At 64.0% G+C, this 15,157-nt stretch carries 11 protein-coding genes; 4 read left to right on the top strand and 7 right to left on the bottom strand.

Annotation, left to right across the window (positions count from 1 at the left end):
- Nucleotides 1–17: 17 nt before the first annotated feature.
- A complete protein-coding gene (locus tag J2T21_RS03850) occupies nucleotides 18–2,903 on the top strand; it encodes an FAD-binding and (Fe-S)-binding domain-containing protein (RefSeq protein ID WP_307578685.1) in 2,886 nt (961 codons plus the stop codon).
- A 57-nt stretch (nucleotides 2,904–2,960) separates the two neighbouring features.
- Nucleotides 2,961–3,554 (top strand): GNAT family N-acetyltransferase, encoded by a 594-nt coding sequence (locus tag J2T21_RS03845; RefSeq protein ID WP_307578683.1) that lies wholly within the window; start codon nucleotides 2,961–2,963, stop codon nucleotides 3,552–3,554.
- Nucleotides 3,555–3,719: 165 nt separating this feature from the next.
- On the opposite strand, the gene J2T21_RS03840 is transcribed toward J2T21_RS03845, so the two are convergent.
- Complete coding sequence (locus J2T21_RS03840; protein ID WP_307578681.1) at nucleotides 3,720–4,517, bottom strand: SDR family oxidoreductase; 798 nt, start codon at nucleotides 4,515–4,517, stop codon at nucleotides 3,720–3,722.
- A 209-nt stretch (nucleotides 4,518–4,726) separates the two neighbouring features.
- On the opposite strand from J2T21_RS03840, the gene J2T21_RS03835 reads away from it, so the two are divergent.
- Nucleotides 4,727–6,148, top strand: a complete 1,422-nt coding sequence (locus tag J2T21_RS03835) for an aldehyde dehydrogenase family protein (RefSeq protein ID WP_307578679.1) — start codon at nucleotides 4,727–4,729, stop codon at nucleotides 6,146–6,148.
- Nucleotides 6,132–7,070 (top strand): MBL fold metallo-hydrolase, encoded by a 939-nt coding sequence (locus J2T21_RS03830; RefSeq protein WP_286135275.1) that lies wholly within the window; start codon nucleotides 6,132–6,134, stop codon nucleotides 7,068–7,070. Before J2T21_RS03835 ends, J2T21_RS03830 begins: the two co-directional genes overlap by 17 nt.
- Nucleotides 7,071–7,995: 925 nt before the next feature.
- Here J2T21_RS03830 and J2T21_RS03825 read toward each other — a convergent pair.
- From J2T21_RS03825 to J2T21_RS03800, 6 genes are all read right to left on the bottom strand, one after another.
- A complete protein-coding gene (locus J2T21_RS03825; RefSeq protein ID WP_071213768.1) occupies nucleotides 7,996–9,363 on the bottom strand; it encodes an MFS transporter in 1,368 nt (455 codons plus the stop codon).
- Between the two features lie 47 nt (nucleotides 9,364–9,410).
- Nucleotides 9,411–10,613 carry a cytochrome P450 gene (locus tag J2T21_RS03820; protein WP_071213767.1) on the bottom strand — a complete coding sequence of 401 codons (1,203 nt, stop codon included), beginning with the start codon at nucleotides 10,611–10,613 and terminating at the stop codon, nucleotides 9,411–9,413.
- Between the two features lie 20 nt (nucleotides 10,614–10,633).
- Nucleotides 10,634–11,650: a PDR/VanB family oxidoreductase gene (locus J2T21_RS03815; RefSeq protein ID WP_083411045.1), complete on the bottom strand. Its 1,017-nt coding sequence runs from the start codon at nucleotides 11,648–11,650 to the stop codon at nucleotides 10,634–10,636.
- Between the two features lie 121 nt (nucleotides 11,651–11,771).
- Nucleotides 11,772–12,563, bottom strand: coding sequence for an IclR family transcriptional regulator (locus J2T21_RS03810; protein ID WP_071213766.1), 792 nt, complete (start codon nucleotides 12,561–12,563; stop codon nucleotides 11,772–11,774).
- A gap of 156 nt (nucleotides 12,564–12,719) precedes the next feature.
- Nucleotides 12,720–13,517, bottom strand: a complete 798-nt coding sequence (locus J2T21_RS03805) for a dioxygenase family protein (protein ID WP_307578674.1) — start codon at nucleotides 13,515–13,517, stop codon at nucleotides 12,720–12,722.
- A 142-nt stretch (nucleotides 13,518–13,659) separates the two neighbouring features.
- Entirely contained in the window at nucleotides 13,660–15,120 is a 1,461-nt protein-coding gene (locus J2T21_RS03800; protein WP_307578672.1) for a benzaldehyde dehydrogenase, read from the bottom strand.
- Between the last annotated feature and the right edge of the window lie 37 nt (nucleotides 15,121–15,157).

Here is a 15,157-nt window from a genome sequence, read left to right as displayed (position 1 = left end):
CCAAGGAACGCAAGAATATGAACATCACGGCAGCAATCACGAAGCTGGACAGCCTGCTCGAGGGCGACGTGGATGCAAGCCCGGTCCGCCTGGCCCAGTATTCCACCGATGCCTCGAACTATCGGGTCATCCCGCAGGTCGTCGTCATGCCCCGGCACGAAGACGACGTGATTGCTGCAGTGAAGGTCGCCGCGGAACACGGGTTGCCCGTCACCGTCCGCGGCGGCGGCACCTCGTGCGCGGGCAACGCCGTGGGTCCTGGCATGGTCCTGGATGTCGGCAGGTACATGAACAAGATCATCTCCATCGATCCACAGGCACGCACCGCCGTGGTCCAGCCCGGAGTTGTTCTTTCGGACCTGCAGCAGGCCGCGGGACTGCACGGCCTGCGCTTCGGCCCGGACCCCTCAACCGCCACGCGATGCACCCTGGGCGGGATGATCGGCAACAATGCGTGCGGCCCCCACGGGCTGGCCTACGGACGCACCGCCGACAACGTCCGCAGCCTGCGCTGGCTCGCAGGCAACGGAGAGGTGCTGGACGTGGGTTCCGGCAAGGAAGCCATCGACATGGTTCCGGGGCTCGAGGCCTTTGTGATGGCCAATCTGGCACTGCTGCGCACGGAGTTCGGCCGATTCGGACGCCAGATCTCCGGATACAGCCTTGAGCACCTCTTGCCCGAAAACGGGTGGAACCTGGCTGCCGCGTTGACGGGAACCGAAGGCACCTGCGGCATCATCCTGTCCGCCGAGATTTCCCTGGTGCCGGTGTCCGCGGCACCGGCCCTCGCGGTTCTGGGCTACCCCGACATGGCCACTGCGGCAGATGATGTGCCAACGTTGCTGCCGTTCAAGCCCTTGGCGCTCGAGGGCCTCGACGCGGCCATCGTCGACACCATCCGGAAGTCAAAATCAGGTGCCGACTTGCCGGAGCTTCCCCGGGGCAAAGGCTGGCTCATGGTGGAAATTGCCGGCGAAAGCACCGAAGAGGCCGTGGCCGCCGCCCATGAAATGGTGCGTGCGGCCGGCGCCCTGGACGCCGTTGTCTTGCCGTCGGGACCGGAGGCCACGCGGCTCTGGCAGGTACGCGCCGACGGGGCAGGGCTTGCCGGCCGCACCGCCGCCGGCGCCCAGGCCTGGCCCGGTTGGGAGGACTCCGCGGTTCCCCCGGAACATTTGGGCGACTACCTCAGGGACCTCGCGGCCCTGATGGAGCGGGAAGGTCTTTCGGGGTTGGCCTACGGGCACTTTGGCGATGGCTGTGTGCACTTGCGCATCGACTTCCCCTTCGATTCGACCCCGCAAACCATGCGATCGTTCCTGGACCAGGCGGCCGAACTCGTGGCCAAGTACGGGGGCTCGCTTTCCGGCGAGCACGGCGACGGCAGGGCCCGAAGCGAGCTGTTATCGACCATGTACTCGAAAGCGTCCATCGATGCGTTCAAGACCTTCAAGGAACTCCTCGATCCGCAAAACATCATGAACCCCGGCGTCGTGGTGGATCCGGATCCATTCGATGCATCGCTTCGCCGCCCCGCGGCCAAAACCCTCATGGCCACGGACGGATTCGCCTTCAGCCACGATGCCGGAAACATCACCGACTCCCTGCACCGCTGCGTCGGGGTGGGCAAATGCCGCGCGGACAACAACGCCCAGGGCGGATTCATGTGCCCCTCCTACCAAGCGACTCGCGACGAAGGAGAATCAACCCGGGGACGTGCCCGCGTCCTGCAGGAAATGCTCAATGGCGGCATCGTCGAGCTGGGGTGGGCCTCCCCCGAGGTGCATGAAGCCCTGGACCTCTGTTTGAGCTGCAAGGCGTGTGCCAACGATTGCCCCACCGGCATCGACATGGCCATGTTCAAGTCCGAGGCACTCTTCCAAACCTACAAGGGGAAGGTGCGCCCCCTGGCGCACTACACCTTCGGGAGGCTTCCCCAGTGGCTGTCGATGGTGGGGCGATTGGGCCCACTCATCAACTTCGCAACACGGTTCAAGCCGATGACGCGGCTGATGATGGTCCTTGCCGGGGCCGATCCACGCCGGAAGCTTCCGCTGTTCCCTGCCCGGCCCTTCCGTGCCCTGAACGCCGCTCCGGCTGTTTCTTCCAGTGTCGGCGGTCCCGGTCCCGTCTCAGGCAACGGACCCCCGGTGGTCTTGTGGGTTGATTCCTTCACCGATGCAATGGGCCCGGACATCGCGTTGGACGCCGTCAAGGTCTTGCGCTCCGCCGGTTGCTCGGTTGAACTCGCCGGGCCGGGGGTCTGCTGCGGGCTGACCCTGATCACCACCGGGCAGCTCACGGCGGCAAAGGCCAAGCTGACAAAATCCCTGGACATCCTGCATCCGCAGGTTTCCGCCGGGAAAACCATTGTGGGGTTGGAACCCTCGTGCACGGCGGTCATGCGGTCGGACCTGCTGGAGCTGCTGCCCGAGGACCCTCGCTCCGCTGCAGTTTCCCGTGCGACGAAGACCGTCTCCGAGTTCCTGCGCAGCATCGACTGGGCACCGCCGCTGGCCGCGGAAAAACTCCTGGTCCAGCCACACTGCCACCAGTACGCGGTGATGGGGTACGCGGACGACATCAAGGTCCTGGAATCCATGGGGTGCGACGTGGAGGTCTCCAGCGGTTGCTGCGGGTTGGCCGGGAATTTCGGCATGGAAAAGGGCCACTACGAAATTTCAGCGAAGATCGCCGCAGAAGGGATCCTGCACAGGGTTTCGGAAAGTCCCGATCGAGCCGTCATGGCCGACGGGTTCAGCTGCCGAACCCAGGTGGCCGACTTGGCCGACATCGACTCGCGGCACTTGGTGCAGGTCATTGCCGAAGCACTGGTCAGCAACAAGCCACGGTTGCTCAAGGTCAGTGCTCCGCAGGAACATGGCTGTGCCTGCGGAAGCTAAGTGTCCAGATCGGTTGCCCTCTTGCAGTGGACCGACCCGAAGCGCAAGAATCGTGGCATGATCCAAACCGCGGCGGATACCGGGTGGGAAACCCATCCGGTCACGCCTGACCGTTTCGAGGACTTCGCCGCCATCGTCAATCCGACCGGGCGCGACAAGCATTGTTGGTGCCTCTCGCATCGCCTGCGGGTCAAGGACATCGAGGAGCTCGGCGGAGGCAACCGCGAAACGGCCATGCGCAAACTTTGCGGGCGGGACAACCCGCCCGGGGTGATCGCCTACCGCGACGGCGAGCCCGTCGGGTGGTGCAGCATCGGCCCGCGCGCCGAGATCCCGCTGCTGGCGGCCTCCAAGCTCATCCGGCCCGTGGATGGGGTTCCGGTGTGGAGCATCATCTGCGTGGTGGTGCGCAGCGGTCACCGCAGGCAGGGCGTCACCGAGCACCTGCTCGAGGGGGCCATCGCCTACGCGGCCTCCCGCGGGGCGCCGGCCATCGAGGCCCACCCGGTGGATCCGGACGGAAGGATGGACACCACGATGGCGTTCGTCGGAACGCGGGCGATGTTCGAGCGGGCCGGCTTCCGCGTCATCGGCACCACCGATGCGGTGGCCAGCAGGATGCCGCGGCTGGTCATGCGCCGCGACCTCTGAGGCTGCTTCCGGGCCCGGGCAACGCTTAGGTCAGCGACCACGAGCGTTTGCATCCCCGACAGCGCCACGGCCTGCGGCGAAAGCCGCCCCGGCCCTTCCCGCTCCGCACCTTCATGAGCGGTTACGCCCCGAAGGGAAGCGGTTCTCCCTAGCCGCGCCTACCTTTTAGGCCCGGCTTGCGACGGCGCTGATGCGGTAAGCCGTCAAGCCTCCGTCTACGCGGACATCGGTCCCATTGACCCACCGTGATTGCTCCGAGAGGAGGAACGCAATGACTTCGGCAATGTCCTCCGGTTCGCCGAAACGTCCGAGCAGCGCCGCGGCACCCTCAACCTTGGCTGCGCCGTGGTCCGCCTTGAAATCGTTAAGAATGGGGGTCTGGACGGGCCCGGGACTGACGGAGTTCACGCGGACGCCCGCGGACAAGTTCTCGGCCGCCAGTTCACCGGAGAGCAGCATGACGCATTGCTTCGAGAAGAGGTAGGATTCCCCGTCGGCTTCCATGGCCCCGGCAACAGCTTCCAGGGCCTTTTCTCGGTTCGGTTCCATTGCGAACACGGCCAACTCCTGTGCATTGGCGCGCCACTCCCACGCCACCGACGACGCCAGGTTCACGACACTGGAGCCGGGCTCCATCCGGGTGACGAGTGCCCTGGTGAGATCGCGCACGGCAAACACGTTGATCTCCAATACCGTACGCCAGGGAGCCGTGCCGGGAACGCCCGCGATATTGGCCAGTCCCCCGATTCCCTCGGGCGCCAGGCGGCCCACTTCCGAGGCGATCGCTTCGACCCCCTCGAAGGTGCTCAGGTCACCTTGGATGAATGGCCCTTCGAAGGCTTCCGGGACGTTTCTGTCCACGCCGATGAGTGATGCCCCCAGTCGGCGCAGGTGGGCCGCGGTGGCAGCACCAATGCCGGATGCTGCTCCGGTGATGACGATGGGCTTGCTGGCAAAATTCATGTAGGCGTCCTCGGCGTGTTCGGTGCGGGCAGCGCAGCCCGGTTCAATTCAAGAATGGCGTCTTCCTCGCCACCTCAAGTGTGACGCCAGCAGACTCCATCCTCGTCCCAAATTTTCAACCAATGGAAACGTGGACGAGGCTTCGGCATCCTGTCGGGGATGCTTTCAGGAGAGATCACCGTGAATTTGTTCCGAAAGGACCACCCCGTATGACTGCAAGCACCTATGTCATTTTCGACCCGGCAACCCTGGAGAAAATCGGTGTGGCCCCGCAGCATTCGCAGGCGGATGTCGAGCAGGCGGTCGCCCACGCCTCTATCGCCGCCAAGGCTTGGGCGTCCGACCTTCCCATGCGCCGCGAGGCACTGCAACGGGTTTCCGCCCTCATCCGCGAACGTCGCGGTGAACTTGGAGAAATCCTCAGCCGCGAGCAGGGCAAACCGCTTGCAGAAGCCACCCAGGAGTTTGCGGTGGCTGCGGACGTCTTCGCTTACTACGCGCAATTGGCCTGGGAGGAATCGGAGAACCTGCCCGACCGCGCCGATCGCCGCCTGAGCATCCAACACCGTCCTGTCGGATTGGTGGGAACCATTACCCCCTGGAACTTCCCCATTTCCCTGCTTGCGGTCAAGCTCGCCCCGGCACTGGCCGCGGGTTGCACTGTCATCGCGAAACCGGCACCCACCACCCCGCTTTCAACGATCGCCTTGGTTGAACTCGTGAACCAGGTGCTGCCTCCTCACGTCGTCCAGACACGCACCAGTTCAAACCGTGCGGTCAACGTCGCATTGAGCACGCTGCCCCGGGTACGCAAGATTTCTTTCACGGGCTCCACCGATGTGGGCATCTCCGTGGCCACCCAGTCGCTGCAAAGCGTCAAACGAGTCACCCTCGAGCTCGGAGGAAACGACCCGGCCATCGTCTTGCCCGATGCCGATGTCGCAGCCACGGCGCGCGGCATTGTCGCCAGCGCATTCCGCAACGCCGGACAGGTCTGCATGGCCGTCAAGCGCGTCTATGCGCCACGCTCCCTTGAAACCGAACTGACCGAGGCCATCAGCGCCGAGGTTGCCAAGCACGTCCTGGGCCACGGCGTTGCCGAGGGCACCACCATGGGCCCCATGCACAACGCCTCCCAGCTCGCGACCGTCCAGGACATGATCGACCAGGCCCTCTCCTCCGGTGCCCGGGTTGTCCATGGCAACAACCGCGGCACGGACCTGCCCGGATATTTCCTCAGCCCGACCGTTATTGCGAACGCCAGCGACGGGATGAGAATCGTTGACGAGGAACAGTTCGGAAATGCGCTGCCCATCGTCGGCTTCGACGACGAAAATGCCTTGATCCGGATGCTCAACGCCCAGGAATTCGGCTTGGGTTCCTCGCTCTGGACGCCCGACGAAGAACGCGCCCATGAGCTGGCCTCGCAGTTGGAAACCGGAACGGTGTGGATCAACCAGCACACCGTCGTGGAACTCGATGCGCCTTTCGGCGGCTGGAAAGCCTCAGGCGTCGGGCGGGAACGCGGACGCTGGGGACTCGACGAGTACCTCGAAACACGAACCATCAATGTGCGCGACAATGTGCACCAAACCCAGCAGAAGGAGCCACAACGTGGACACTCCCTTTGAACTCATCACTCTCGGCACCGCCGCCGGCCCGGCCATCCGCGGCCATGAAGACGGGATTGCCAGCGCGTTGCGGGTGGAGGATTCCTTCTACATGGTTGATTTCGGATTGGGCGCAACGCGTGCGGCCCACGAAGCGGGGCTGCGCGGCAAGAATTTCCGCGCCGGCTTCATCACCCACCTGCATTCCGACCACGTGGTCGAGCTTCCCGCGTTCCTGCTGTGGAATTGGGGCGCGCCGGTGGACGGTTTTACGTCTCCCATCGACATCCTGGGTCCGGGGCAAGATCCCGGCCACCCGCGCGGCAAACAGCTGTCGGGAACCATGGGCATGGTCCAACATTGCCTCGACGCCTATTCCTACGATGTCGACATCCGCATCACCGATGAAGCCCGTCCAAACCTGCGCGAGATCGTCCGTGCCCGCGAGATAGAGGTGCCGCACCCCGACAGCATAGTGCCCTTTGACGTGTACGAGGACGACCTGGTCAAGGTCACCGCGGTGCTAGTGAAGCACCCCCCGATCTTCCCGGCGCTGGCCTTCAGGTTCGACACCGCATACGGCTCGGTCACGTTCTCCGGCGACACCGCCGAGTCCGAGGCGCTGGCAATCCTGGCGCAGGACACCGATGTCCTGGTTCATGAGGCAGTCAACCTGGATTTCTACAGGGCACAGGACTTCAGCCCAGCATTCATCAACCACCAGATGATCGCCCACACCTCACCGGAGGGCGCAGGACGCGTCGCGGCGAGCTCTGGCGCCCGTTCTCTGGTGCTTTCCCACTTGGCCGGCATTGCCACCCCCGAGCAGTGGAAGTCCCGCGCCGAAGCGACGTACTCCGGAAAGATTACCGTCGCCACCAGTGGGCAGCGGTTTGCCTTGAACAAGGTTGCCCGTCCGGAATCGATGGTTTCCGGGATGTAACTTCTCTCGCAACGCTCCTTGGCCTTCCGTCATCGAACCCGCGGCCAGCCGGAACCAATTCCGGACTGCCGCCCGAAGACGGAAGGCCTTGCCATGTCCGAACCACGATATCCAAAGCCCTCCGCTGCAGGTCTCGACGATCTATGTCCATGGCCTGGCAATGGTTTGACCCATCTATGGGTTCTTTCAAGGGGCCAGCAATATTGCGAGTGGGGACCACCCCGGGATAGCGTGAATATTCCCCATGCGACCCACGAATGCCATCGTTGGGATCCACTTGGCCATTGACAGGTGACCGTTCCCGTGACGCGAGCCGGCCGGGCCGGAAATGGACCGATTGCCCGGGACGAACCGTTGGGCGTTGCAAGTCCCTGGAAGAGCGTGGCCGGTTCGATCTTGCCGGGGTGGTGCGGCCGCTGCTGGAAAGCGCTTGAGCATATTGCTTGGGCACATGTCGCGCCGCTGGGGCTGGACGGTGTCCGGCACAGTCGAAGTCTTAAGGCGATCCGACGCCCGCGGCCCCCTCGGCGTCCACGACGACACGGTCCTGGACCGGATCATCCACAACTCCATTTGAATCGATGCTGGACGCTGCTGACAACATGCGGGAGAAGATCGGCATCGTCAGGCACGGTTGGCTTCGTTGCGGCTAGGCGGCTCCCATCCAAGCAGATGCTTGCCCCCAACGGCAATATCGTTGGACGCCAAGCACGATAATGGGTGGTCCCCAAAACGTAGAATACTCAGGTTCAGGGCACTTGCCCCCGAAACGCCGCACGACAAGAGCAGAACGGCCGTGGATCGCTCGACTGTCCCCACGAGGAACATCAACTTCTCGGCAACGGCCCCGCGCCACATGCAGCTGGCTGCCCCTCACCATGTGGTGCGGGGCAGCCATCTCAGATCACGGGAACGGGCGCCGAGCTCAGGCCTTGAGCTTGAGGTCCAGTCCCAGCTTCGTCCTGTCGCGTTGCTGGTTGATGAAAATCATCGACAGCACCCCGATCAGGGCCAAGGCGCCGCCCGTGTAAGCGAAGGCGTTGAGGTAGCCCGCGCTTGGCACCGCCGCGGATCCAATCATGAATCCTACGAACATCGGCGCGACCAAGCCCCCGGTCGTCAGGAAGGCATTGGTGATTTGCAGAACGGCTCCGCGTTGCTGGATCGTGGTCATTTCCGAGGCAACCAGGTATGTGACGGCAAAAAGCGCGGGCGCCGTGCCGAAGCCAAACATGAAACAAATGATGGAAACGGCATCGATGTTCGACAGTGTTCCAACGATGACCATGAGGCCGCCAAACGTTGCGGCGCCTCCCAACACCACGCCTCGCGACACTCGCGTGGGGATCCCCTTGTTGACCAGCACCTCGGTCAGCCAGCTCAGGCCGATCGTCGCGATGAAACCCCAAATTGCCGGCAGGGCTATCAATGAACCCGCCTGCTGCGTGGACATTCCCATGGCGTTTTCGTAGTAGGCCGGAAGCCACGTGGTGGCAACGGTAAACGTCCAATAGCCAAAGAATGAACACAACACGGCCAGGATCCAGCTCGGGGTCAAGAACGACCGCATGTACCGCACCGGCGCGTCGGACGCCTGGACCTTGGCAGTGTCGAGCGTTTTTACTGCTTGCCCCTCGATCTCGAGTTCGGCTTGGACGGAAGTGTAGGGTCCTTCCTTGCCGATAAAGAGCCACAGGATCGACCATACGACGCCGACGATGGCCAAGAACACGAAAGTGGATTTCCACCCGAACTCGGCATTGACCCACGCCAATACTGGGGCGAACGCGACAATGCCCAGCGTGACTCCCGACGAGGCGACAGCCGCGGGAGTGGCCGACCGCTTGGCAGGGAACCACTTGTACACCGAGTGCATGATGACCGGAGCCAGCGGACCTTCCCCGGCTCCAAGGACCAGGCGGCTGGCCCACAGCGCAGGAAGCGAGGCAAAGACGAAGATGGGCACCTGCGCGACCGACCAAATCAGGCACAAGGTCAGCAAGATCCATTTGGACTTGACCCTGTTGGCAATCGGAGCAGCGACAAACTGCGCGATCCCGAAGAGCATGAACACGGCGGAACCGAGCAACCCGAATTGTTGCGGGGTGATGTGGAGGTCGTGCATCAACGGAACCGCCACGATACCCAGAATCGCCTTGTCCGCCCAGCTGACCATCATCAGGACCAGGAGTGCCGCGGTGGTCAGCCAACCGTATCGCTTGCGGCGCCCGGGGGTCCACGTGGCAGGGTCGCTCTTGGCGTTTTTTGGGCGCGGTAAAGCATCGAGTGACATAGCGTTGCTCCAAAAGTAATAGGGGCATTGGGCCCCCGGCCGGATGACTATCTTTGGGTGGTGATGCGCACGGGCATCGACTCGAATCCGCGCAAGACATTGTGCAGAATCGGTTTCGGCTCGCCGACAAGTTCGATCGATACAACCTTCTCCAGCAGTTGCTGCAAGACGATTTCCATTTCCATTCGCGCAATCGGCTGGCCCACACATTGGTGCAGGCCCATGCCGAACGCAACGTGGCCCGAAGAAGTGCGTTCCAGCGAGAACTCGTTCGCGTCGGCTCCCCATTTCTTGGGGTCGCGGTTGGCCGCGCCGATGAAGACCTGGACCTTGGATCCGGCAGGAATGCCGACCCCGCCCAACTCCGTATCGACAGTGGTCGTCCGGTGGAACTTCTGGAATGGCGATTCCAGTCGCAGGGCCTCGTCAATGGCGAACTTGGCCAGCGACGGTTCCTTGCGAAGGCGTTCCCAGGCTTCCGGATGGCGGGCCAAGACCGAGAGCGTGTTTCCGATCCCGAAGATGGTCGTGTCCACACCCGCCGAAAGCAGCGCACGGACCAAGAGCGTGGCTTGCTCTTCCGTGATCAATCCTTCGCCGACCTTGGCCCAGATCCCCGCGCCGAAGCCAGAATCGGTCAGAGACTCGCGCTTGCAGGCGTTCATGACCACGCGAGCGTGTTCATCGCCTTCAGCGAAGGCTTGGTGGTAGATGTAGTTTTCGGGACCGAACGCGTTGAACACCATGTTGCCGTAGGGAAGCAGGTGCTCGCGCCCTTCCTGCGGAATGCCGACGGCATCCGGAAAAACCTCGATCGGGTACTTTTCGGCGAGGTCGGTAATGGCGTCGAAGGTGTTTCGTTGCACCAACGCCTCAACCAGTGAAACAGCCGGTGCGGTGAAGTCCTTGCGCAAGGCACGGACCGTTCCAGGGTTGATGACACCGGTCAGCGCGCGGCGCATCAGCGTATGGATCGGCGGGTCTGATTCCAGGATGCTTGGCGGGCGCCAGCCGTCGTCCTTGCGGATGTCGCGTGGCCCCAGCCCACCGGAGGACACGAACGTCTCGAAGTCCGTCAGCACTTCGTAGACCTCGTCGTAGCCCGTGATGGCGTAGGTCTGTTCCGATTCCAGCCAGGATACGGAACCGGCCTCTTGCAAGGAAGCAAGGAACGGGTAGGGGTTGAGCAGGTGCTCTTCACTGTACGGGTCGCCCGTGAAGACGATGGGTTCGCTGGTGGATGTAGTCATGGAAGTTTCTCTCCTGGTCTTTAAAGATCGAGCACAAGTCGGTCGCACCCGGCAGCGGCACGCGAGACGCACACCAGCATGACTTCGTTTGCGTCCTTGTCGGCTTCGGTCAGCACCGCGTCGCGGTGTTCGGGCGTTCCCGAGAGGATGTTCGTCTCGCACGTTCCACACAGGCCGGCACGGCACGATGAAAGAATGCGCACACCCACCTTTTCGACGGCGTCGAGAATGCTCTCGTTGGTCTGCACCGTGACGATGCGCCCGGCCTTGGCCAATTCGACCTCGAAGGGAGCGCTAACGGAACCTGCTCCCAAGGTGTCGGCCGAGAAACGCTCAAGGTGCAGTGCACCTGGAGGCCACCCCATGCACAGGTCCTCGATGGCGCCCAGCATGCCGCCGGGGCCGCAAGCATAGACCAGCATGTGGGCCCGCGGCATGCCCAGGATCGCGTTCAGGTCCAGGCGGCCGACTTCGTCCTCCGGATAGAGGTTGACCTTGGTGCTCCCGTACGCGTCTTCCAGCGATTGGGCAAACGCCATGGAATGCCGGGAACGGCCGCCGTAGACCAGGCGCCATTCTCTCCCCGCGGCTTCGGCCGCTTCAATCATCGGGATGATCGGCGTGATGCCGATTCCCCCTGCGATGAACAGGTACTTCCGCGAATCAATCATGGGGAAGTTGTTCCGCGGCGCCGAAATGGTCAGCGGGGTTCCGGCAACCAACTTTTCGTGAACGGCCTCCGAGCCGCCACGGGAGTCCGGAACGCGCAGCACCCCGATACGCAGGACTTCACGGTCGTTTAGATCGGAGCACAAGGAGTACTGGCGTGTGAGTCCGTCACCGAGATGGACGTCGATGTGGGCCCCTGGGGCCCACTCGGGAAAGCTCTCGCCGTCAATGCGCCGCAATACCAGTGAGACCACTTGGTCAGCCACGTGCTCGGCCGCGTCAACAACGACGTCCAACAGCCCAGCTCCGCTAGCCACCGGCTTTACCGTGTCAACGGCTGCACCGAGCCGCCCAGTTTGAGGCGTCATGTCCATCGCTCCTTATTGCTACCGACCCGATCATCTTTCCGTCGGGCCACAACAACGATCGTAAGTGCGCTGCAACACAGCCCAAGCAGCGTCTTCCATCCAATGGAAAGACGGCAAATACTCAGGCAAGCTCGCGGCTAACCAAACTGCGGGCGATACCACGGGCTGCAATTCGGAGGACCGGAACCACTGTCCCGACCGGCGGAGGGTTCTTCTGGGAGACCACGCCGATGGCCGCCGCGATCTTTCCCGAGGGCAGGATGACGGGGACGGCCAAGCCGAAGTTGTCCTCGCCGCTTTCTTGGTTGGAGACACCAAAGCCTTGTTGGCGCACGGCTTTCACTTCTTCGGCCAGCCTGGACCGGTCCGTGATGGTGTGCCGGGTAAAAGCCTCCAGCTTGCCGATCCGCGGCAGCAGCTCCATTCCCTCATAGGCCAGCATCACCTTGCCCGCGGCACTTGCATGCAGGCCAAGGTGCGATCCCGGCCGTCGGAACGGGGCCCCGGCTCGCGTCCCGGAAATCCGGTCCAACAACAGGACCGAGGACCCGTCGAGAATAAAGAGGTTGACCACGTTTTGCGTCACGAACAAGACATCTTGCATGTGCGGCGCCGCAATCTCGGCGATGTCCTTCTGCACGGGGGCCAGGGTCGCGATCTGCCAGAGCCGCTGGCCAATGACGAAGTCGCTGCCGGACCTCTCAAGCGCTCCCCATCGCACCAATTCGGCCGACAACCGATGTGCGGTGGCGATGGGCAGCGCGGCTCGGCGGGACAACTCACTCAAGGACAAGTGCGTATGGCGTTCGTCGAAGGCCCCAAGAATCTCCAGCGACCTCCAGGTCACGGAATCCGCGGCCTTCACGACCCTGCCTTCGGCGTCGATTCCCCGACGCGGGGTTGCGTTGGCCATTCCCACGATTCTTTCTCACCAAGACGAGCCCTGCCTCGCTGCCAGTCTACCGGCAGGCCTCAATCCGAAACTGGCACTCCTTCGCTCCGAAGCCGGTAGCACCGCCACCGATCTACACACAGAGCCCCGGATTCGGGGAACTTTCCTGGCTGTGGTTTAGGTCAGCGACCAGGAGCGCTTGGAAAGCCCGAACCAGAAGCCGTCGATCGCGCTCTTGGCCTCGATGCCTCCCGAGGCATATGCCGCGCCCAGGGCGACATAGAGCGGCGCCCAGTGCTCGGAGCGCGGGTGCGCCTCGCGCGCGGCCGGGGCCTTGTGCAGGAAGTCGAGGATCGAGTCAACGTCCCCGCGGGCCATGGCTTCTTCGGCCCAGTGGTCGAACTCGCTCGAGGCCGTCGGCGGGGTGGTGTCCGGTCCTGCTGCCGGGTTGAACCAGCGCAGGTTGTGCGTGGTGAAGCCGGAGCCGACGATCATGGTCCCGCGCTCGCGCAGCGGGGCGAGCGACTGGCCCAGGGCAAAGAGCCCCTGCGGGTCCAGCGTGGGCATCGACATCTGCACCACCGGCACGTCGGCCCCGGGGAACATTTCCTTCAGCGGCACATAGGCGCCGTGGTCCAGGCCGCGGGTCTCGTCGCGCTCCACGTGGTGGCCGTGGTTGCCGGTCAGCCGGGCGACCTCGTCGGCCAGCTCCGGTGCCATCGGTGCGTCGTAGCGCACGTCGTAGTAGTGCTGCGGGAAGCCCCAGAAGTCGTGGACGAGTTCCTGCTTGCGGTGGGTGGCGCTCAGCGTCACCGGTGCGTTCTCCCAGTGCGCGGAGACCATCAGGATGTCCTTGGGCTTTTCCATGGTTCCCGACCAGGCCGCAAGCTCGGCGGTCCAAGTGGCGTCGTCGGCGAGCGGCGGTGCGCCATGGGAGAGGAAGAGCACCGGAGGGAGGTCAGCTGCAGTAGTCATGGGACCAGTCTAAACCAGATTAGTTGACGCTTCAAGCATTTTATGGTGGCAACCGGCACATGATCCATCCGGCGAACAGCCCACCGGAAAGGCCCCGGCGGTTCCATGGGACCGCCGGGGCCTCCCCTTCCGGGGTGCCGCCCTAGAACGGGTAGGGGGCGATCTCCGGACGCATGGTCAGCCACTGCGTCTCGGTGAACGCCTCCATGTTGGCCGACGCCCCGCCGATGCGCCCGCCGTTGCCCGAATCCTTGACCCCGCCGAACGGCGAGTTGGGCTCGTCGGAGACGGTCTGCTCGTTGATGTGGACCTTGCCGGATTCAACCCTGTCGGCGATCTTCATGGCCATGCCCACGTCCCCGAGGATGGACAGCGAAAGCCCGTAGCTCGATGCGTTGGCCATCTCAACCGCCTCGTCGATGGTGGAGAAGCTGCGCACCGGGGCGACGGGCCCGAAGATCTCCTCCTTCCAGGCATCGTGCTCCGGGTCCAGGTCGGCAAGGACCGTGGGCGGGTAGAACCAGCCTTCGCCGCGGGTCCCTCCGGCTGCCAGCCGCGCTCCGCCGGAAACCGCCGCCTGCACCATGGAATCGATCCGCTCCAGCTGCCTCCCGTCGATGATCGGGCCGATCGCGACGGTCCCCGACTTCGGGTCTCCCATCGGCAGGTTCTTCGCCTTTTCGGCCAAGGCCGCCACGTAGTCCTCGTAGATGTCCTGGTGCACGATGTGCCGGCCGGTGGCCATGCAGATCTGGCCCTGGTGCATGAATGAACCGAACGCGGCGGCGGAGGCCGCCTTGGCCAAGTCCGCCCCGGGCAGCACGATCATCGCGCTGTTGCCGCCCAGTTCGAGGTGGGCGCGCTTGAGCAACCGGGCGGCGCTTTCGCCGACCTTGCGCCCGGCGGCCGTGGAACCGGTGAAGGCGATGACCCGCACCTCGGGGGCCTCGACCACCGCGGCACCGACCTCCGCGCCTCCGGGAAGCAGGTGCAGCAGCCCCTCGGGCAGCCCGGCCTCCTCGAAGATCCGCATGATCGACACCCCCGCGCAGACCGAGGTGCGCGGATCCGGCTTGAGCAGCACCGCATTGCCCAGCGCCAGTGCCGGGGCGACGGCGCGGATGGCCAGGATCAGCGGGAAGTTGAACGGTGCGATCACCGAGACGACACCGACGGGGCGGCGGCGGGCGAAGGACCAGCGTTCTTCGTTGGTGGTCAGCACGTCCCCTGCGGGCATCGAAGGCAGGGCGGAGGCCTCGTAGCATTCGTTGGCCGCGGTGTGTGTCTCCAGCCCCGCCTTGGCGGGAATTCCGCCGGACTCGCGCACCAGCCAGCCGTTGACCTCCTCGGCGTGCTCTTCCCAAAGCAGCCCCGCCTTGCGCAGCACCGCTGCCCGCTCCTCGGGCTTTTTCGCCGCCCAGGAAACCTGGGCCGTGGCGGCCGCGGCGGAGGCACGCAGCACGTCATCGGCGGAGGCCACCCCCAGTACGCCAAGCACGTTCCCGGTGGCCGGCTCCACGACATCCCGGGTGCCGGCGCTGCCTGCAACCCAGCCATTGACGTTGATCTTCGAGTTCCAGAGTGATTCTTCAAGCAGTGGCACTTTGTGGTTCCTTATCTGGTGGGCATGGATGCGGCGT

The sequence above is a fragment of the Paeniglutamicibacter psychrophenolicus genome, from assembly GCF_030812255.1.
Taxonomy (GTDB): domain Bacteria; phylum Actinomycetota; class Actinomycetes; order Actinomycetales; family Micrococcaceae; genus Paeniglutamicibacter; species Paeniglutamicibacter psychrophenolicus_A.
Note: the sequence above shows the minus strand (reverse complement) of the source record. Positions and strands in the feature narration are given on the sequence as shown.

Excerpts from the sequence above, each read along its gene's own strand:
- J2T21_RS03850 (WP_307578685.1), top strand. The coding sequence starts at position 18 with ATGAACATCACGGCAGCAATCACGAAGCTGGACAGCCTGCTCGAGGGC.
- J2T21_RS03845 (WP_307578683.1), top strand. The coding sequence starts at position 2,961 with ATGATCCAAACCGCGGCGGATACCGGGTGGGAAACCCATCCGGTCACG.
- J2T21_RS03840 (WP_307578681.1), bottom strand. The coding sequence starts at position 4,517 with ATGAATTTTGCCAGCAAGCCCATCGTCATCACCGGAGCAGCATCCGGC.
- J2T21_RS03835 (WP_307578679.1), top strand. The coding sequence starts at position 4,727 with ATGACTGCAAGCACCTATGTCATTTTCGACCCGGCAACCCTGGAGAAA.
- J2T21_RS03825 (WP_071213768.1), bottom strand. The coding sequence starts at position 9,363 with ATGTCACTCGATGCTTTACCGCGCCCAAAAAACGCCAAGAGCGACCCT.
- J2T21_RS03820 (WP_071213767.1), bottom strand. The coding sequence starts at position 10,613 with ATGACTACATCCACCAGCGAACCCATCGTCTTCACGGGCGACCCGTAC.
- J2T21_RS03815 (WP_083411045.1), bottom strand. The coding sequence starts at position 11,650 with ATGACGCCTCAAACTGGGCGGCTCGGTGCAGCCGTTGACACGGTAAAG.
- J2T21_RS03810 (WP_071213766.1), bottom strand. The coding sequence starts at position 12,563 with ATGGCCAACGCAACCCCGCGTCGGGGAATCGACGCCGAAGGCAGGGTC.
- J2T21_RS03805 (WP_307578674.1), bottom strand. The coding sequence starts at position 13,517 with ATGACTACTGCAGCTGACCTCCCTCCGGTGCTCTTCCTCTCCCATGGC.